Below are 19162 nucleotides of genomic sequence, written 5' to 3' on the forward strand. Positions count from 1 at the left end.
TTTATTTCCCTCACAGGTTGATGTGACCAAATGCGTTGTTCCAGTCCTGCTCAAACTTCTCTATTGCTGACTCTACCGCAGGGGTATTGAGCATTTGTTGCGCTACGTCTAATGGCAGGGTGATAGCTTCACATCCTGCCAGTAAGCAATCCAGCGCCTGACGTGGGGTTTTAAAGCTGGCTGCCAGTACCATGCTGTTTGGCGCATGCAGTTCCAGTAACGTTTGCAGTTCCTGTACAGTGCGAATTCCGTCGCCGCCCTGCGCGTCGATACGGTTAACGTAAGGTGCGATATATTTAGCTCCCGCCAGCGCAGCCAGTAGCCCCTGAGAAGCACTGTAAACCGCGGTTCCTAGCGTGGTGATGCCCTCTTTTTTCAGCATCTTAATCGCGGCCAGACCTTCGGATGTCACCGGGATTTTCACTACCAGACCAGGCACCGCATTGCTCAGGCGTTTAGCTTCTTCCACCATGCCCTGCGCGTCTCGACTCATGGTTTGGGCAAACAAAATACCCTCTTCGCCGATGGCGTTTTGCAGGCGCGGCAGTACATCCCAGATGGATTCTTTGCTTGCCGCTACAATGCTTGGGTTGGTGGTAACACCCGCGATAGGGAAGATGCGTGCCAGACGTTCAACTTCCGCGACGTTGGCGGTATCAAGGTAAAGTTCCATACAAAAACATCCTCTTTAAAGTTCAAGTTCATGTTGCAACAGGCTGGCGATAGCGTCGGCTGAGGCGGCGCTAACCAGCGCGTTACGGAATTCTTCATGCATAATGCGGCGCGCCAGACGCGAGAAAATACGCATATGCTGATCGCCAGCGGCATGTTTGTTGAGCGTCAGCATAATAATGAACTGTGCATCATCATCACCCCAACGTACAGGCGCTTGCAGGCGCGCTACACTGATGGTGGACTGCTCAATATGTTCGGATTTGCTGTGTGGAATGGCGAAGCTAAAACCTAATCCGGTAGAGAAGACGGCTTCGCGTGCCCACAGATCTGCTTCCAGTTTACGTGGATAGCGGCAACGGCCTGCCAGCAGGAGGTTGTCGGTCATCCCTTTGATGACCTCTTCTTTACTGCGCCAATCGCTATCCAGCGTGATGCACTCGGCGGTAACCAGCGGAGTATCCTGTTGGGTCATGCGGAACTGGGCCAGCAGATGTTCGACCTCCAGCGAAGTTCGACAAGCCATCGCTTGATTCAGCAACTGACGGCAGGCGCGGCTGTCGAGTTGCGCCATCCGCGCTTTGGCGGCGGGAATGGAGGGAGCGCTCATGCTAAGTTCGTCCAGGCCCAGCCCCACCAGCAGTGGCAGTACAGAACCTTTGGCACCCAGTTCACCACACAGGCCAATCCATTTCCCCTGTCGATGTACTGCCTGCACGGCGTAATCCAGTGCGCGCAGGAAGGCCGGATTCAGGCTGTTGTAGTGGCGGGTAACTTTGGCGTTGTCGCGGTCGACCGCCAGTAAGTATTGCGTTAGGTCATTGCTGCCAATACTAAAGAAATCAATCTCTTCGCAGCATTGGTCAATGATGAACATCACAGACGGAACCTCCAGCATAATACCGAGCTGGATCTTCTCATCAAACGGAATGTGTTCACTTCGTAGCTGCTGTTTGGCTTCAGCCAGTTTCTCTTTGACCCACAGGATCTCTTCCATCGAGGAGATCATTGGGATCATGATTTTCAGGCTACCGTGCGCTGAGGCGCGCAGGATCGATCGCAGTTGCGTGGTAAACAATGCGGCATATTCTTCATAGATACGCACCGCGCGATAACCGAGGAACGGGTTGGCCTCAGCAGGAATATTCAGGTAATCAACGGGTTTATCACCGCCGATATCCATGGTGCGCACAATAATGCTGCGTCCCTGTGCGGGTTCCAGCGCCTGGCAGAAAATGTTGTATAGCTCGTTCTCATCCGGGGCGCAGGTACGGTCCATATACAGCATTTCCGTACGGAACAGGCCAACCGCTTCCGCACCGTTACTAAAGGCTGCCTGCGCTTCCACGGAGTGGGCGATGTTGGCGGCGACTTCCATGCGGATATCATCAGCCGTGCGTGCCTCCTGGGTCAGCCAGATACGTTGCTGTTCCCGAATGGCATCCTGAATACGGGCTTCTTGCTGATAGTAACGTACGACGGATTCATTAGGGGCAACGACGACTGCTCCTGCGTTACCATCGATATAAACTGTTTGCTGCAGCCATGGCATCAAAGATTCAATATCTACGTCAACAAGCGTAGGGATGTTGAATGACCGGGCGAGAATCACCGTGTGTGACGTAGTACCACCGCTTTTTAACAGCAAGCCTTTCAGCAATGTTTTGTCCAGTTCGAGGAACTGGCTCGGTGTTAGCTCATCCGCCATGCAAACCGTAGGCTGGGTCAGTTTTCCCGGCGCAGGGAAGCGCTGTTCTCCATAAATTTGCTGCAGAAGCTGGAAGCAAACATCGCGTACATCCAGCGCACGCTCCTGTAAATAACTGCTGCTTGAACGGGAGAATTCATCACAAAAATGTCCGGCACTTTCAACAACCGCCTGGGCGCAGCTTAACCCGCGTGATACGCCGGCGAGCAGGTGCTGGCGCAGTGAGAGGTCGCTTGCCAGCGAGCGGTGTGCTTCCAGAATCGCACTGGTAGCGCCGTCGCTGTCGAGTAATCGAAACTCAATATTTTTCATCAACAGCGTTAAACCGTTATCCAGTGCCGCTTGCTCGGTTTCAATATCTTGAGCGGATGGAAGGTTACTGAGCGCGTTAAGATCCAGCGAAGAAAGCAGACTCAGAACGCCTCCTGCGCTGCCGCTGCAGACGGTGCGAGCGCGGAAAAGCTGTGGATTTAAATGGGTGAGCGATGCCGGAAGAGGCTCCAGCTCGTTGTTTTTGGCTTCCGCTAGCGGTGCATCGCAGTGTGGAAATTCATTACGTAACCATTGGCTCAGATGCTGGTGAGCTGCTTGTTCATCTGTACCGGAAATCAGCAACTGACAGCTATCACCCGCCAGAGTATCGGTGCCAATCAGCGATAACGCGCTCTTAGCGTTGCCCTTACGTTCGGTACGCAGGTTGTGCCACTCAATGTGCGAAGTAAAGGTGTTGCACTGCGTTTCTATGTGGCTTGCCGGGCGTGCATGTACGCCATTGGGTAGCTCACAGGTAAATTCCACAATCAGGGCCATAGCCTCATCTCCCATAACGATTTCTCGCTACAGGATAAAAGGGCAACGCCTGAGCCTGCCATGTGACAAAACTGCCAAAAACTGGATAAATGTAATGTAACCATCAAAGTGAGACATCCCTCACAAGTCAGCGTATCCCCTATAAATTCCGAGAAACTGCAAGTTATGAGGCGGATCGCATTTTTGTACTGATATTACAAAAGTCCAGCAAATGGCCTTTTTATCCACTGTTTGCGTCGCGTCAGATTGCCTATTGTTTTCCGCAACAAGTTTATGGATATGGGCTTTAGGCAGCCCGGGAGCGACTTATGAAAGAGTTGGTACAAATCCTGAAAAATACTCGTCAGCACCTGATGACCGGTGTTTCGCATATGATCCCCTTCGTCGTAGCGGGCGGTATTTTGCTGGCTGTCTCCGTCATGCTGTATGGCAAAGGCGCGGTACCGGATGCTGCGACCGATCCTAATCTTAAAAAGCTGTTTGATATTGGCGTCGCCGGGTTGACTTTGATGGTGCCATTTCTTGCTGCTTTTATCGGCTATTCCATCGCTGAACGTTCTGCTCTGGCCCCTTGTGCGATTGGCGCATGGGTGGGAAACAGCTTCGGTGCAGGTTTCTTTGGCGCATTAATTGCTGGGATTATTGGCGGTATCGTTGTCCATTATCTGAAGAAGATCCCCGTACATAAGGTGTTGCGTTCGGTAATGCCTATCTTCGTTATTCCCATCGTCGGCACTTTTATCACCGCAGGCATCATGATGTGGGGGCTGGGGGAGCCTGTTGGCGCGTTAACCACTAGCCTGACCGAGTGGCTGCAGGGTATGCAGCAGGGCAGCATTGTGCTGCTGGCGGTAATTATGGGACTGATGTTGGCCTTCGATATGGGAGGGCCAATTAACAAAGTTGCCTATGCCTTCATGCTGATTTGCGTGGCGCAGGGGGTTTATACCGTGGTGGCAATCGCCGCAGTAGGGATCTGCGTGCCGCCGCTGGGTTTAGGTTTAGCGACGCTGATTGGTCGTAAGAATTTCTCTTCTGAAGAACGCGAAGCCGGTAAAGCTGCGCTGGTAATGGGTTGTGTTGGCGTAACGGAAGGCGCGATTCCGTTTGCTGCAGCCGATCCGCTGCGCGTCATTCCATCGATTATGGTGGGTTCCGCCTGCGGCACGGTAACTGCCGCCCTGTTTGGTGCGCAGTGTTATGCCGGCTGGGGCGGGCTGATTGTTCTGCCTGTAGTGGAAGGAAAACTGGGTTATATCGCGGCGGTTGCCGTTGGTGCTGTAGTGACCGCCGTGTGCGTTAACGTACTGAAAAGTCTGGCGCGGAAAAAAGTGTCTCAGGTCGATCAGAAAGAAGATGACCTGGATTTAGATTTTGAAATGAATTAAGTGAGGAATGAGTCATGACCAAGATTATCGCAGTAACCGCATGTCCTTCTGGCGTTGCCCACACCTATATGGCAGCCTAAGCGCTGGAAAGCGCCGCTAAAGCTAAAGGTTGGCAAGTAAAGGTTGAGACTCAGGGTTCGATCGGTCTGGAAAACGAACTGACCGCGGCGGATGTGGCGGAAGCCGACATGGTCATTCTGACCAAGGACATTGGTATTAAATTTGAAGAACGTTTTGCGGGCAAAACTATCGTTCGCGTCAACATCAGCGATGCAGTGAAACGTGCCGACGCCATCATGAGCAAGATTGGCGCGCATCTGGCGCAAACCGCTTAACCGTTTGTTTGCCGGATGGCGGCTTCGCCTTATCCGGCCTACAGATGCGTAGGCCTGATAAGCGTAGCGCCATCAGGCAACTATTCCCGCAGGAGTTCCTCATGACGAACCGCATCCAACGTTTAAAAACCGCTCTGTTTCAGAACAACCGTGAAATTTCGCTTGAGCGTGCGCTGTTATATACCGCCAGCCACCAGCAGACGGAGGGAGAGCCGGTTATTCTGCGTCGGGCGAAAGCCACCGCATATATTCTTGAGCACGTTGAGATTTCGATTCGTGATGAGGAACTGATTGCCGGAAACCGTACTGTTAAACCGCGTGCGGGCATTATGTCACCGGAAATGGATCCTTACTGGCTGCTTAAAGAGCTGGAGCAGTTTCCAACCCGTCCGCAGGACCGTTTTGACATCAGCGAAGAGGATAAACATCGCTATCGTGATGTGCTGTATCCGTACTGGGAAAAGCGGTCGATGAAAGATTTCATCAACGGTCAGATGACCGATGAGGTTAAAGCTGCCGTCAGCACCCAGATTTTTAGCATTAACCAGACTGACAAAGGTCAGGGACATATCATTATTGATTATCCACGCCTGTTGAATCACGGGCTTGGCGAGCTGGTAGCGCAGATGCGAGCGCATTGTCTGCAGCAGCCGGAGAATCACTTTTATCAGGCTGCGCTGCTACTGCTGGAGGCTTCGCAAAACCATATTCTGCGTTACGCTATGTTGGCAGAGAAGATGGCGGAAAGCTGCCCGGATGCGCAGCGACGCCAGGAATTACTGACGATTGCTGAAAACTCCCGGCATAACGCCCAGAGCAAGCCGCAAACCTTCTGGCAGGCATGTCAGCTGTTCTGGTACATGAACATTATTTTGCAATATGAATCCAACGCCAGTTCGCTTTCACTCGGACGCTTCGACCAGTATATGCTGCCGTTTTATCAGGCTTCGCTGACGCAGGGGGAAGACCCGGCATTCTTACAAGAGATCCTCGAATCCCTGTGGGTGAAATGTAATGACATCGTACTGCTGCGATCCACCAGCAGCGCGCGCTATTTCGCTGGCTTCCCAACAGGCTACACCGCGCTACTGGGGGGATTAACGGAGAATGGTCGTAGTGCGGTAAATGTACTGTCTTTCCTCTGTCTTGATGCGTATCAGAACGTACAGCTGCCACAACCAAACCTCGGTGTGCGCACGAATGCGTTGATCGATACACCGTTCCTGATGAAAACAGCACAGACCATTCGTCTTGGTACCGGCATCCCGCAAATCTTTAACGATGAAGTGGTGGTGCCCGCGTTTCTGAATCGCGGTGTTTCTCTGGAAGATGCGCGGGATTACGCGGTAGTAGGCTGTGTCGAGCTGTCTATTCCAGGCAGAACATACGGTTTGCACGATATCGCTATGTTTAATCTGCTGAAAGTGATGGAAATTTGTCTGCATGAGAACGAAGGCAACCGCACTCTGACGTACGACGATCTCCTGGCGCATATTCGTGCCAAAATCAGCCACTACATCACGTTGATGGTGGAGGGCAGTAATATCTGCGATATCGGTCACCGCGACTGGGCACCGGTGCCGCTGCTCTCCTCGTTTATTAGCGACTGTCTGGATAAAGGGTGCGATATTACCGACGGCGGCGCGCGTTATAACTTCTCCGGCGTACAGGGGATCGGTATTGCAAACCTGAGCGATTCGCTGCATGCGCTCAATGGGCTGGTATTCGAACAACAGCGCTTATCTTTTGATGAACTTTTGTCGGTGCTAAAAGATAACTTTGCTACCCCGGAAGGCGAGAAAGTTCGCGCCAGGCTGATCAATCGCTTCGAAAAATACGGCAACGATATCGATGATGTAGATAACATCAGCGCCGAACTGCTACGTCATTACTGCAAAGAGGTAGAGAAATACCAGAATCCACGCGGCGGGCAATTTACGCCGGGTTCGTATACCGTCTCTGCGCACGTGCCGCTGGGTTCGGTCGTTGGGGCAACACCGGATGGCCGCTTCGCCGGGGAACAACTGGCAGATGGGGGCCTGTCGCCGATGCTGGGACAGGATATGCAAGGACCGACGGCGGTATTGAAGTCGGTCAGCAAGCTGGATAACACGCTACTTTCCAATGGGACGTTGCTGAATGTGAAGTTTACGCCAGCCACACTGGAAGGTGAGGCCGGTTTACGCAAGCTGGCGGATTTTCTGCGGGCATTTACCCAGCTCAAGCTCCAGCACATCCAGTTTAACGTGGTAAATGCCGACACATTGCGCGAAGCACAGCAGCGCCCGCAGGATTTCACCGGGCTGGTGGTGCGCGTGGCGGGTTACAGCGCCTTCTTTGTCGAGCTGTCGAAGGAGATCCAGGATGACATCATTCGCCGCACCGCGCATCAACTGTGAAGTAATTGACCCCCGTGGCGAGGACGTCGCGCGTATATTCAACATTCAGCGTTACTCACTGAATGATGGGCAGGGTATTCGTACGGTCGTCTTTTTTAAAGGCTGTCCGCATACCTGCCCTTGGTGTGCTAACCCTGAATCTCTCTCCCCACGTATTGAAACGGTACGGCGGGAGAGTAAATGCCTGCACTGCACACCCTGTCTGCGTGATGCTGACGAGTGTCCCTCCGGTGCGTTTGAGCGTATTGGTCGTGATATCACGCTGGACGAGCTGGAACGTGAAGTGATGAAAGATGATATTTTCTTTCGCTCTTCTGGTGGAGGGGTGACGCTTTCCGGCGGTGAAGTGCTGATGCAAGCGCCCTTTGCCACACGGTTCCTGCAACGTCTGCGGCGCTGGGATGTGCGCTGTGCAATTGAAACGGCTGGCGATGCGCCGGCCGGTCGCTTGTTATCGCTGGCAAAAGAGTGTGATGAGGTGTTGTTCGATCTCAAAATAATGGATGGAGATCTGGCTCGTGAGGTCATCAACATGAACCTACCGCGTGTACTGGCGAATTTACGGTTATTGGTGGAGGAAGGGGTTAATGTCATACCTCGCCTGCCGCTGATTCCGGGCTTTACGATGAATTCAGATAACACGCAGCATGTGTTGACGATGTTGTCATCACTAGGCATAAAGCAGGTACACCTGCTACCGTTTCATCAATATGGCGAGCCAAAATACAGCCTGCTCGGTTTGCCCTGGTTGATGAAAGAAGTGCCCGTACCGACGGCGCAAGAGGTGGATAGTATACGTAAGATGGCAGAATGCGCCGGATTTCAGGTAACAGTAGGAGGATAGTATGACCATCGCACCTGTACGATATCTGGTCGCTGTCACCGCGTGCGTAAGCGGCGTGGCCCATACCTATATGGCAGCTGAGCGGCTGGAGAAACTCTGCCAGCAAGAAAAATGGAGCATCAAGATCGAAACTCAGGGTGCGTTGGGTACCGAAAATCGCCTGACGGAAGAGGATATTAACCGCGCTGATGTGGTGTTGCTGATTACTGATATTGAACTGGCAGGAGCAGAGCGTTTTACGCAGAGCCGATACGTTCAGTCGGGCATTAGCGCATTTCTGCGTGAGCCGCAGCGGGTGATGAGCGCCGTGCGAAAGCTGCTTTCAGCGCCACAGCATACGCATCTTACTCTGGATTAGCTTCTTTCTCCGTCAATTGGCTGTGGTACTGCCGACGGTATTCTGATGGCGAACGTTCGGTATTTTTGCGAAACAGGCGGCAGAAGTAGTTGCTGTCAACAAACCCACAAATGTGCGCCACCTCTTTAATCTTCAATTCGTAACCCTTCAACAGCGTTTTTGCGTGCTCCAGTCGCGTGTGGTTCAGGTATTCGTTAAAACCGATAGCGCCCGTTTTTTGAAAAAGGTGGGAAAGATAATTGGGTGAGATGTAGAACGCCTGCGCGACGGATTCTCGGGTGAGTGGTGAAGCGTAGCGTTCGTCAATATAGTTGCGAATGGCTTCGAAAAGCGCCTGACTGCGTGATGCGGTTTGGATCTGGCTGCCGAGCAGATCGCGACAGTGGCTCAGTAAGCTTGCAACGATTAGCCTGGCGGTTTGCTGCTCCTGCGGCTGCATCTGCATTTCATTGAGCGTTTGCAGCAGGAATGAGCCAATACGCGGTCCACGCCGCGCGACGTGCTGGCGGGTAAGGTTTTGATATTGCTTACCGTCCCACTGCACGATGCTAAAACCCAGTTGCTGTTTGCCAAATAAGATACTGAGCGTGGTCACCGGTGTGAGCCACTGTGGAAAGTTCCAGCCACCAGCCGGAACGAACAAGGCATCGCAAGGCTGTAACGTCGCGGATGCTCCAGCAACACCGTTATCGGTGAATTCACCTTCCAGCACAATCTCCAGTCGGGGGAAATCGACCTGATACGCCAGTTCCGGCGTTGAGCTACTGGTGCTGGCAAAGTAAATCTGGCGCAGCGGTGTGGGGCCGTTGATCAGGCGAGAGAGCAGGTGGCTGATGTCGTGATACATGTTAATCCCTTGCAGGCAGCAGACAGGGAAACAGTAACGTTGAAAACAATCGCCCTCAAGTGATTATTGCCGGATGGCGGCTAATGCCTTATCCGGCCTACAAGTCTTTGCGAGCTGTAGGCCGGATAAGCGTAGCGCATCCGGCAGACTGTTACTGATTACCGATTTGATCGCCGTAAGGCAGGGTATCGTAATCAATCAGGGCATTCTTTTTGTACGGGTTGCCAATCCAGCGGGTCGTCTCTTTGAACTGCGGGCTGGTAATGGCACGAGTTGGATCGAAACCATCATAGGTGAAGCCCGCTAAATCAGACCAGGTGTGGATAAGCTCTGAGCTGCTGTATTTACGATTCACATCCTGTGAGAAGTCACGTGGGTGTGCAGCCTGCCATTTTTCCGAGGTCCACAGCAGGAACGGCACCGTATACATATGACGCGTTGGGTTGTCTTCATTACGACCCTGCGTTTTATGCGGCGGCGTATCGTATACCTCTTCTCCATGATCGGAGAAGTACAGCAGGAAGCCGTTCGGATCGGTCGCTTTATAGTCTTTGATCAGACTGGCAATGATATGGTCATTGTAAACATTCGCGCTGTCGTAATCGTTGTAAGCTTCCAGCTCATCGTCACTCAGGCCAGCGGGCACATTGTCGATATTATTGTCGAACTTACCCTGACCATCCGGATAGCGGAATTTGTACTTAATATGCGTTCCCAGCAGGTGCACGATGATGAACTTTTTCGGTGCAGGGTCGGCCAGTACTTCTTTAAACGGTGCCAGCACGTTGCTGTCATATTCGCGCGCACTTTGTGTACGCTGCTGGTTCATATAGAACTGTTTATCCGTCTGCTTAGAGAACACTGTCAGCATGGTGTTGCGGGCAGTCATCGTCTGCTGATTGGTGATCCAGAAGGTTTTATAACCTGCCTGTTTCATCATGTTCATCAGGGACGGCTGAGTCAGATACAGATCCGGGTTCTTCTCGTTAGCGAAGGTCAGCGCCTGCTGCAGGATTTCAATGGTGTACGGACGGGAGGTCACAACATTATTGAACACGGTGAAGTTAGGATCGGATTTATGCAGCGCATCCAGTTCCGGCGTTGTTTCGCGTGGGTAACCGTACAGGCTCATGCGGCCACGTTGCGTTGATTCGCCAATCACCAGTACCAGCGTACGCGGTGCATCACCTGAGCTGTCTTTAAAGTTGGCCAACGGCGGTAGGGCATTGTTCTCATTCAGCAGGCTGTTCAGCGCGGTCAACTGCTGACGATACTGATAATAACCGGAGATGAATTGCCATGGCGCAGCTGGTTCCATGCGTGAGGCGAGACCATTCAACGTTTTTTCAAATGGTTTATGTTTGATAAACGTGTTCACCGTCATCGGATGCAGAATCAAACCGTATAACAGTGCAAACGACACCAGATAGCGCCAGGGTGATGGAATATGCACAGGACGCAGACGTGTCCATAGCAGAATTGCCACAGCTGTATAGGCCAGCGCAATTAAGACAATCTTCAGACTGAAATATTGGCTCAGATATTCGCTGGCTTCGTTCGCATTGGTTTCAAACATTACGTACAGAACGCTTTGCGAGAACTCTTGTCCGTAAATGACGTAATAGCTTAGAGCAGCCAGCGAGGCCGCCCATAGCATTACGCCAATGACGGCAGCAATAACGCGGATACGGTTTGGAAATAAGAATACCGGAATCAACCACAGCGAACTGAACAGTAAGGAGTCGCGTAAACCATTAGTTCCGCTATAGCCGGATAAGAGAATAACGACCTGGAGTAAACTGGAAAAAAAACAAAAATAGAGGAGCGCCCAACCCAGGGCTTTCCAGCTAAATTTAGGTTTAGACTGGGGGTGTAAGGATTGCATAATGTAAGCCTGTCTTTAATTGTAGCGCCAAGAGTAGCACTTAAACATTAAGAGGAACTGAAGCATCACGATCTTAGGATCGTGTTTTGCCATCTATATATTCATTTAGTGAATATATTCGAGGGGGAATATATTGAAAATGAAGTGGTTGTAACAGCGGTTTTTGCCGTCGCCTCCGAATAATAGCACGAAGGCGACGGGGGAGGGATGTTAGCCTGTATTACGCATACCAGCGGCGACACCAGCGATTGTGACCATCAATGCTTGTTCCACGCGAGGGTCCGGTGCATTGCCTTGCTCTTCCGCCAGGCGTGAGCGGTGTAACAGCTCTGCCTGTAATACGTTTAGCGGGTCAGTATAAATATTTCTTAACTGAATGGACTCGGCAATCCACGGCAGGTCGGCCATCAAATGTGAGTCGTTGGCAATCGCCAGTACGACATCGATATCTGCTGCCAGGCGTTGGCGTAGCTCTGCACCCAACGGCCACAGATCTTTTTTGACCAGGCGCTGATCGTAATACTCTGCCAGCCACAGGTCTGCTTTCGCGAAAACCATTTCCAGCATGCCAAGGCGTGTGGAGAAGAATGGCCAGTCGCGGCACATGGCTTCAAGTTCGCTTTGCTTGCCGTCTTCAACCACTTTTTGCAGCGCGGTACCTGCACCCAGCCAGGCCGGGAGCATCAGGCGGTTCTGCGTCCAGGCGAAGATCCACGGAATGGCGCGCAGAGACTCTACCCCGCCGGTCGGACGGCGTTTTGCCGGACGTGAACCGAGCGGGAGTTTACCCAGTTCCTGCTCCGGTGTAGCTGAGCGGAAATAAGGGACGAAGTCTTTGTTTTCACGCACATATCCACGATAGAGCTCGCAGGAAATATCGGAAAGTTCATCCATGATATGACGCCAGCTATCTTTCGGTTCTGGCGGTGGCAACAGGTTGGCCTCCAGAATTGCTCCGGTATACAGCGACAGGCTGCTGATGGTCACTTCCGGCAGGCCGTACTTAAAGCGGATCATCTCCCCTTGTTCTGTCACGCGCAGACCACCTTTCAGGCTGCCCGGCGGTTGAGAGAGTAGCGCTGCATGGGCAGGCGCGCCGCCGCGACCAATGGAACCACCGCGACCGTGGAACAGCGTCAGTTCGATACCGGCTTTTTCGCAGGTTTTGATTAGCGCGTCCTGAGCCTGGTATTGCGCCCAGGAGGCCGCCATCACGCCCGCATCTTTTGCGGAATCAGAGTAGCCAATCATGACCATCTGTTTGCCCTGAATAAAGCCGCGGTACCAGTCGATATTCAACAGTTGCGACATGACGTCATCGGCATTGTTGAGGTCGTCCAGCGTTTCAAATAGCGGAGCGACCGGCATAGCAAAACCAATTCCGGCTTCTTTCAGCAGCAGATGCACGGCCAGCACATCCGACGGAGTTTTCGCCATCGAGATAACATAGGCGGCAATGGAGCCATATGGGGCTTCGGCAATGACCCGACAGGTGTCGAGCACTTCGCGGGTGTCGTTGCTCGGTTCCCAGTTACGCGGCAGGAGCGGACGCTTGGAATTCAGTTCGCGGATCAGGAAAGCCTGTTTATCCGCTTCCGACCAGTTTTCGTAGTCGCCAATGCCCAGATACCGAGTCAGTTCGCCCAGGGCTTCAGTATGACGGGTGCTTTCCTGACGAATATCAATACGCACCAGCGGTACACCGAAACACTTCACGCGCCTAAGGGTGTCGAGCAATTCGCCATTGGCGATAATGCCCATGCCACAGGCCTGTAGAGACTGGTAGCACGCGTATAGCGGGTCCCAGAGCTGTTCGTTTTGGGTGAGAAGTCCCGCAGGTTTCGGCAATTTCTCGCCTTTCAGACGGGCTTCAAGCCAGGCCTGGGTTGCCATCAGACGAGAACGCAGGGTTTTCATCAGATAGCGATAAGGTTCAGCTGCACCTTCTTCGCCTACCAGCGCCATCAGCTCCGGCGTGGCATCCACCATCGACAGCTCAGAAATCAGAAACTGGATGTCTTTCAGGAACAGGTCTGTCGCTTTCCAGCGGCTGAGCAGCAGCACGTGACGGGTGATATCTGCCGTTACGTTCGGGTTACCATCACGGTCACCGCCCATCCAGGAAGTAAATCGAACCGGGACAAAATCAACCGGCAGCTTATAACCCAGATGCTCTTCCAGTTGTTCATTCAGCTCGCGCAGGTAGTTCGGCACACCTTCCCACAGGCTGTTTTCAACTACCGCGAAACCCCATTTGGCTTCATCAACCGGGCTTGGGCGCAGCTTGCGGATCTCATCCGTATGCCAGGACTGAGCAATGAGTTGACGCAGACGGCGCATCAGTTGGTTGCGTTCATAATCGACGAGGTCTTTGTTATCAAGCTGCTTGAGGCAGGCGTTCACTTCACCCATTTTATGGATCAGCGTACGACGAGTGATCTCGGTCGGGTGGGCGGTGAGTACCAGCTCCAGAGAGAGTGATTCTACGGCTTTCTTGATGGTGGCGTCATTGAGGTTGGGCTGCTCTTTCAGTTTACGCAGAGTGCGAGCAATCACTTCCGGGTTGCTGGCTGCTTCGCCTTTTGGCGAAATGCTGTGGTATTGCTCGGCGGTGTTGGCCAGGTTCAGGAACTGGCTAAATGCGCGGGCAACCGGCAGTAGCTCGTCGTTAGACAGATTTTGCAGTGTGGTGAGCAATTCCTGGCGATTAACTTCATTGCCAGCGCGAGATGATTTGGACAGCTTACGAATTGTTTCTACGCGATCAAGAATGTTCTCTCCCAGCGCATCCTTGATGGTCTCTCCCAGCACTTTGCCGAGCATACTGACATTACTACGCAACGCGGAATATTGTTCGTTCATATTAACCCAGACACCCCATCTATTTTGAATATGTCCTGTATCTTTCGCGCCTGACTATCACGCGAAATCTTGCGGACTTAACTTTTTAGCCGTCTTTTATAAAGCCACGTAAAACACGTGACGTCAATTGCTGCGAAATCGGTTCAGCAAACGAATAAATGCCGTGAATTTACGTTATTTAATTCACATCCAATCAAATAAGCGTTGCTTATGGAAATGTTAAAAAATCACCCCGCTTACCACTTAAGGATTAGCGGGGTGACAAGTAGTTAATGCCAGCAAAAATGATGCACAACCTGGGTGATTAATTCGCGAGTTGGCTTAATAAAGCGTGTTTCCAGATATTCATCCGGCTGATGCGCCTGATTAATAGAACCTGGACCCAATACCAGCGTCGGGCAAAGCGTCTGGATAAATGGCGCTTCGGTGCAGTAGTTCACCACTTCAGTCTGTGCGCCCAGCAGTTTCTCAACCACCTCTACCAGTTGATGGTCAGGCGGACACTCATAGCCTGGAATCGGCGGATGCAGTTCCGATACGGTCAGGCGACCCGGCCAGCGTTCGCTGACAGGGGCCAGCGCTTCGTTAAGTAACCCATTGAGATCGTTTAGCGTCATACCCGGTAGCGGGCGAATATCCATATGCAGTTCGCAGCAGGCGCAGATTCGGTTGGCGGCGTCGCCGCCGTGGATGTGGCCCAAATTTAACGTTGGATACGGGACGGTAAAGGCATCATGGTGATAGCGCGCTTTCAGGTCATCGCGCAGATGCATGATATGGCCGATGGCATCATGCATCAGTTCAATCGCATTAACGCCACGCGCCGGATCGCTTGAATGACCCGACTGCCCCAGAATGCGTATCGCATTAGAGATATGACCTTTGTGCGCGCGAACCGGTTGCAGTGAAGTGGGTTCGCCAATAATCGCGCAGTCTGGGCGCAGAGCAGTGGTTTCAGAAAAGTAGCGAGCTCCCGCCATGCTGGTCTCTTCGTCAGCAGTGGCCAGAATGTAGAGGGGCTTTTTCAGCTTTGTGACGTCGACATCACGCAACGCGTCGAGGATAAAGGCGAAGAAGCCTTTCATGTCCGCCGTACCCAAACCATAGAGCTTATTGTCATGTTCGGTCAGGGTGAACGGATCGCGCGTCCAGCGTCCGTCGTCAAAGGGTACGGTATCGGTATGACCCGCCAACAACAGACCACCAGCGCCCTGTCCAATGCTCGCCAGCATATTGAATTTATTTCGCGTATCGGGAACCGGCTGGACCTCCACATTGAAGCCTAAATCTTTAAACCAGCCCGTCAACAGAGTGATTAAACCTGCATTGCTTTGATCGAGCGCTTCTTCGGTAGCGCTAATCGATGGCGTGGCAATCAGAGCGCGGTAAATCTCGATAAATGGCGGTAAATTGTTTTTCATTGTTGACACACCTCGGGTCATGATAGTATCAATATTCATGCAGTATTTGTGAATAAAAATACATTAACGTTGAGCGTAATAAAACCCACCAAGTGTAAGGTGAGGTGATAAAGGCTTATACCTGGCAACAGAATCTAAGAAGGTGAGCAGCCCCGATGTTGAATACGCTGATTGTGGGCGCCAGTGGCTATGCCGGCGCAGAGCTTGTGACCTATGTAAATCGCCATCCTGATATGACCATAACCGCTTTGACCGTCTCAGCGCAAAGCAATGATGCAGGAAAATTAATCTCCGATTTGCATCCGCAGTTGAAAGGCATTGTCGATTTACCGTTGCAGCCAATGTCAGATATCAGCGAGTTTAGCGCAGGGTTGGATGTTGTGTTCCTCGCAACGGCTCATGAGGTGAGTCATGACCTGGCTCCGCAGTTTTTGCAGGCCGGTTGCGTGGTGTTTGACCTCTCTGGCGCGTTTCGTGTCAACGACGGCGCGTTCTATGAAAAATATTATGGCTTTACCCATCAGCATCCCGACCTGCTGGAGCAGGCGGTTTATGGGCTGGCGGAGTGGAATGCGGACAAGCTGAAAGAAGCGAATCTGATTGCTGTGCCGGGTTGTTACCCGACGGCGGCGCAGCTTTCGCTGAAACCACTGATTGACGCCGGACTGTTGGATCTCAGCCAGTGGCCGGTAATTAATGCGACCAGCGGCGTGAGCGGCGCGGGCCGTAAAGCGGCTATCTCTAATAGTTTTTGCGAAGTAAGCCTGCAACCGTATGGCGTGTTTACCCATCGTCATCAGCCGGAAATCGCCACTCATCTGGGGGCTGAAGTGATTTTCACCCCACATCTGGGCAACTTCCCGCGCGGAATTCTGGAAACTATCACTTGCCGCCTTAACGCGGGTGTAACTCATGCTCAGGTAGCTCTGACGCTGCAACAGGCGTATGGCGATAAACCGCTGGTGCGTCTGTATGACAAAGGGGTTCCAGCGCTGAAGAATGTGGTTGGATTACCATTCTGTGATATAGGGTTTGCTGTGCAGGGTGAGCATTTGATCGTTGTGGCGACGGAAGACAACTTATTGAAAGGCGCGGCGGCACAGGCGATGCAGTGCGCAAATATTCGTTTTGGCTTTGCCCAAACGCAGTCTCTTATTTAAGGGTGCAACAATGAATCCATTAATTATCAAGCTGGGCGGCGTTTTACTGGATAGCGAAGAGGCGCTGGAGCGCTTGTTTACCGCACTGGTGAATTATCGTGAGTCGCACCAGCGTCCGCTGGTCATTGTGCACGGTGGCGGCTGCGTGGTCGACGAGCTGATGAAGCAGCTGAATCTGCCTGTGAAAAAGAAAAATGGTCTGCGCGTCACGCCTGCCGATCAAATTGACATTATTACCGGTGCCCTGGCGGGAACGGCGAATAAAACCTTGCTGGCCTGGGCGAAAAAGCATCACATCGCGTCTGTTGGTCTGTATCTTGGCGATGGCGACAGCGTAAAAGTGACGCCGCTCGATAAAGAACTGGGTCATGTTGGACTGGCACAACCGGGTTCGCCTAAGCTGATTAACACGCTGCTGGAAAGCGGTTTTCTGCCGGTAGTAAGCTCTATTGGCGTCACTGATGATGGGCTGCTGATGAACGTGAATGCCGATCAGGCGGCAACGGCGCTGGCGGCAACGCTGGGTGCGGATCTGATCCTGCTCTCTGATGTGAGCGGTATTCTGGATGGCAAAGGCCAGCGCATTGCCGAAATGACCGCGGCGAAAGCGGAACAGCTGATTGAACAGGGCATTATTACCGATGGCATGATCGTGAAGGTGAATGCGGCGCTGGATGCCGCGCGTACGCTGGGCCGTCCGGTGGATATCGCCTCCTGGCGTCATGCAGAGCAACTTCCGGCGCTGTTTAACGGCACGCCAATTGGTACGCGTATTCTGGCTTAACTATTAATGTGCCGGATGGCGGCTTCGCCTTATCCGGCCTACGTGGGTTTTGTAGGCTCGGTAAGCGCAGCGCCACCGGGCAAAAATATCATATTAAGGAAATTTGTTATGGCACTTTGGGGTGGGCGTTTTACACAGGCAGCAGATCAGCGGTTCAAACAGTTCAACGACTCGTTGCGTTTTGACTACCGCCTGGCAGAACAGGATATTGTTGGCTCTGTGGCCTGGTCCAAAGCGTTGGTAACAGTCGGTGTACTGACCGCCGATGAACAGCTGCAGTTGGAAGAGGCGCTGAATAACCTGCTGGAAGAGGTTCGTGCGAATCCTCAGCAGATTTTGCAAAGCGATGCCGAAGATATTCACAGTTGGGTGGAAGGTAAGCTGATTGATAAAGTCGGCCAGCTTGGTAAAAAACTGCATACTGGGCGTAGCCGTAATGACCAGGTCGCGACCGATCTCAAGCTGTGGTGCAAAGACACGGTTATCGAATTACTGTCGGCCAATCGTCAGTTGCAAACTGCGCTGGTGGTGACGGCGGAGAATAACCAGGACGCCGTCATGCCGGGCTACACCCACCTGCAACGTGCGCAGCCGGTGACGTTTGCTCACTGGTGTCTGGCCTATGTTGAAATGTTGGCGCGTGACGAGAGCCGTTTGCAGGATGCGCTCAAACGCCTAGACGTCAGTCCGTTAGGCTGCGGCGCGCTGGCGGGTACGGCGTATGAAATCGATCGCGAGCAGCTGGCGGGTTGGCTGGGCTTTGCCTCGGCAACGCGCAACAGTCTGGACAGCGTATCTGACCGTGACCACGTGCTGGAGTTACTCTCCGACGCCTCTATCGGCATGGTACACCTGTCGCGTTTTGCTGAAGATCTGATTTTCTTTAACACCGGCGAAGCGGGCTTTGTTGAACTGTCCGATCGTGTGACTTCGGGTTCATCTTTGATGCCGCAGAAGAAAAATCCGGATGCGCTGGAGCTGATCCGTGGCAAATGCGGTCGCGTGCAGGGTGCGCTGACCGGCATGATGATGACGTTAAAAGGCCTCCCGCTGGCATACAACAAAGATATGCAGGAAGACAAAGAAGGGCTATTCGACGCGCTCGACACCTGGCAGGACTGTCTGCATATGGCCGCGCTGGTGCTGGATGGCATCCAGGTGAAACGTCCGCGTTGTCAGGAAGCGGCGCAGCAGGGTTATGCTAACGCCACTGAGCTGGCGGATTATCTGGTGGCGAAAGGCGTCCCGTTCCGCGAAGCGCACCATATTGTAGGGGAAACGGTGGTCGAGGCGATTCGTCAGGGCAAACCGCTGGAAGCGCTGTCGCTTGCCGACTTACAAAAGTTTAGCCAGGTGATCGGCGATGACGTTTACCCGATCCTCTCGTTGCAATCGTGTCTGGATAAACGCGCGGCGAAAGGTGGCGTTTCGCCACAGCAGGTTGCGCAGGCGATCGACTACGCGAAGGCACGCCTGTAGGTCGGATAAGGCGAAGCCGCCATCCGGCACTGTGCGCCGTTCTGCCTGATGGCGCTACGCTTATCAGGCCTACCAAACCATAACCCGGCCGAGCTTTGCGACGCCGGGCTTTTTTATGCAAAAAAAATGCGGACTCAAGGTCCGCAAAAGTTCACGTTGGCTTTAGTTATTTCGAGTATGAGAGAAACTCTCAAACGGACAGTAGCTTCA

At 52.8% G+C, this 19162-nt stretch carries 13 protein-coding genes and 1 pseudogene; 8 read left to right on the forward strand and 6 right to left on the reverse strand.

Annotated elements, in window-relative coordinates:
- Nucleotides 1-10: 10 nt before the first annotated feature.
- Entirely contained in the window at nt 11-673 is a 663-nt protein-coding gene (fsa, locus tag OGY72_RS00535; protein ID WP_003825157.1) for a fructose-6-phosphate aldolase, read from the reverse strand.
- Nucleotides 674-688: 15 nt separating this feature from the next.
- Complete coding sequence (gene ptsP, locus OGY72_RS00540; RefSeq protein WP_286546067.1) at nt 689-3190, reverse strand: phosphoenolpyruvate--protein phosphotransferase; 2502 nt, start codon at nt 3188-3190, stop codon at nt 689-691.
- Nucleotides 3191-3498: 308 nt separating this feature from the next.
- Between ptsP and OGY72_RS00545 the strand changes: the two genes are divergently transcribed.
- The 5 genes and pseudogenes from OGY72_RS00545 (at nt 3499) to OGY72_RS00565 (ending at nt 8514) form a co-directional block, all read left to right on the forward strand.
- Nucleotides 3499-4578 (forward strand): PTS fructose transporter subunit EIIC, encoded by a 1080-nt coding sequence (locus OGY72_RS00545; protein WP_286546050.1) that lies wholly within the window; start codon nt 3499-3501, stop codon nt 4576-4578.
- A gap of 14 nt (nt 4579-4592) precedes the next feature.
- Nucleotides 4593-4913: pseudogene (locus OGY72_RS00550) on the forward strand (PTS fructose-like transporter subunit IIB).
- Nucleotides 4914-5014: 101 nt separating this feature from the next.
- Nucleotides 5015-7312, forward strand: a complete 2298-nt coding sequence (locus OGY72_RS00555) for a formate C-acetyltransferase (RefSeq protein WP_286546051.1) — start codon at nt 5015-5017, stop codon at nt 7310-7312.
- Complete coding sequence (locus OGY72_RS00560; RefSeq protein ID WP_286546054.1) at nt 7278-8156, forward strand: [formate-C-acetyltransferase]-activating enzyme; 879 nt, start codon at nt 7278-7280, stop codon at nt 8154-8156. The genes OGY72_RS00555 and OGY72_RS00560 overlap by 35 nt, the downstream gene beginning before the upstream one ends.
- 1 nt (nt 8157) lies before the next feature.
- Nucleotides 8158-8514 carry a PTS fructose-like transporter subunit IIB gene (locus OGY72_RS00565; protein WP_008787052.1) on the forward strand — a complete coding sequence of 119 codons (357 nt, stop codon included), beginning with the start codon at nt 8158-8160 and terminating at the stop codon, nt 8512-8514.
- Here the strand turns inward: OGY72_RS00565 and OGY72_RS00570 are convergent.
- The 4 genes from OGY72_RS00570 to argE all read right to left on the reverse strand — a co-directional run bounded on the left by OGY72_RS00570 (nt 8501) and on the right by argE (nt 15529).
- Nucleotides 8501-9361 carry a helix-turn-helix transcriptional regulator gene (locus OGY72_RS00570; protein ID WP_008787053.1) on the reverse strand — a complete coding sequence of 287 codons (861 nt, stop codon included), beginning with the start codon at nt 9359-9361 and terminating at the stop codon, nt 8501-8503. The two genes, OGY72_RS00565 and OGY72_RS00570, sit on opposite strands and share 14 nt — an antisense overlap.
- Before the next feature lie 151 nt (nt 9362-9512).
- Entirely contained in the window at nt 9513-11246 is a 1734-nt protein-coding gene (locus OGY72_RS00575; RefSeq protein ID WP_126957417.1) for a phosphoethanolamine transferase CptA, read from the reverse strand.
- A gap of 210 nt (nt 11247-11456) precedes the next feature.
- Nucleotides 11457-14108: a phosphoenolpyruvate carboxylase gene (ppc, locus tag OGY72_RS00580; RefSeq protein WP_003825139.1), complete on the reverse strand. Its 2652-nt coding sequence runs from the start codon at nt 14106-14108 to the stop codon at nt 11457-11459.
- Between the two features lie 269 nt (nt 14109-14377).
- Nucleotides 14378-15529, reverse strand: a complete 1152-nt coding sequence (gene argE / locus OGY72_RS00585) for an acetylornithine deacetylase (RefSeq protein WP_126319600.1) — start codon at nt 15527-15529, stop codon at nt 14378-14380.
- A gap of 155 nt (nt 15530-15684) precedes the next feature.
- On the opposite strand from argE, the gene argC reads away from it, so the two are divergent.
- The 3 genes from argC to argH all read left to right on the forward strand — a co-directional run bounded on the left by argC (nt 15685) and on the right by argH (nt 18952).
- On the forward strand, nt 15685-16689 hold the full coding sequence (argC, locus tag OGY72_RS00590; protein WP_149384912.1) for an N-acetyl-gamma-glutamyl-phosphate reductase: 1005 nt from the start codon (nt 15685-15687) through the stop codon (nt 16687-16689).
- Between the two features lie 10 nt (nt 16690-16699).
- On the forward strand, nt 16700-17473 hold the full coding sequence (gene argB / locus OGY72_RS00595; protein ID WP_003028854.1) for an acetylglutamate kinase: 774 nt from the start codon (nt 16700-16702) through the stop codon (nt 17471-17473).
- A 108-nt stretch (nt 17474-17581) separates the two neighbouring features.
- A complete protein-coding gene (gene argH, locus OGY72_RS00600) occupies nt 17582-18952 on the forward strand; it encodes an argininosuccinate lyase (protein ID WP_149281847.1) in 1371 nt (456 codons plus the stop codon).
- Nucleotides 18953-19162: the final 210 nt, after the last annotated feature.

Origin of the sequence: Citrobacter sp. Cpo221 (assembly GCF_030332345.1) — a bacterium.
In the GTDB taxonomy this organism is placed as follows: Bacteria; Pseudomonadota; Gammaproteobacteria; order Enterobacterales; family Enterobacteriaceae; genus Citrobacter; species Citrobacter portucalensis.

Excerpts from the sequence above, each read along its gene's own strand:
- fsa (WP_003825157.1), bottom strand. The coding sequence starts at position 673 with ATGGAACTTTACCTTGATACCGCCAACGTCGCGGAAGTTGAACGTCTG.
- ptsP (WP_286546067.1), bottom strand. The coding sequence starts at position 3,190 with ATGGCCCTGATTGTGGAATTTACCTGTGAGCTACCCAATGGCGTACAT.
- OGY72_RS00545 (WP_286546050.1), top strand. The coding sequence starts at position 3,499 with ATGAAAGAGTTGGTACAAATCCTGAAAAATACTCGTCAGCACCTGATG.
- OGY72_RS00555 (WP_286546051.1), top strand. The coding sequence starts at position 5,015 with ATGACGAACCGCATCCAACGTTTAAAAACCGCTCTGTTTCAGAACAAC.
- OGY72_RS00560 (WP_286546054.1), top strand. The coding sequence starts at position 7,278 with ATGACATCATTCGCCGCACCGCGCATCAACTGTGAAGTAATTGACCCC.
- OGY72_RS00565 (WP_008787052.1), top strand. The coding sequence starts at position 8,158 with ATGACCATCGCACCTGTACGATATCTGGTCGCTGTCACCGCGTGCGTA.
- OGY72_RS00570 (WP_008787053.1), bottom strand. The coding sequence starts at position 9,361 with ATGTATCACGACATCAGCCACCTGCTCTCTCGCCTGATCAACGGCCCC.
- OGY72_RS00575 (WP_126957417.1), bottom strand. The coding sequence starts at position 11,246 with ATGCAATCCTTACACCCCCAGTCTAAACCTAAATTTAGCTGGAAAGCC.
- ppc (WP_003825139.1), bottom strand. The coding sequence starts at position 14,108 with ATGAACGAACAATATTCCGCGTTGCGTAGTAATGTCAGTATGCTCGGC.
- argE (WP_126319600.1), bottom strand. The coding sequence starts at position 15,529 with ATGAAAAACAATTTACCGCCATTTATCGAGATTTACCGCGCTCTGATT.
- argC (WP_149384912.1), top strand. The coding sequence starts at position 15,685 with ATGTTGAATACGCTGATTGTGGGCGCCAGTGGCTATGCCGGCGCAGAG.
- argB (WP_003028854.1), top strand. The coding sequence starts at position 16,700 with ATGAATCCATTAATTATCAAGCTGGGCGGCGTTTTACTGGATAGCGAA.
- argH (WP_149281847.1), top strand. The coding sequence starts at position 17,582 with ATGGCACTTTGGGGTGGGCGTTTTACACAGGCAGCAGATCAGCGGTTC.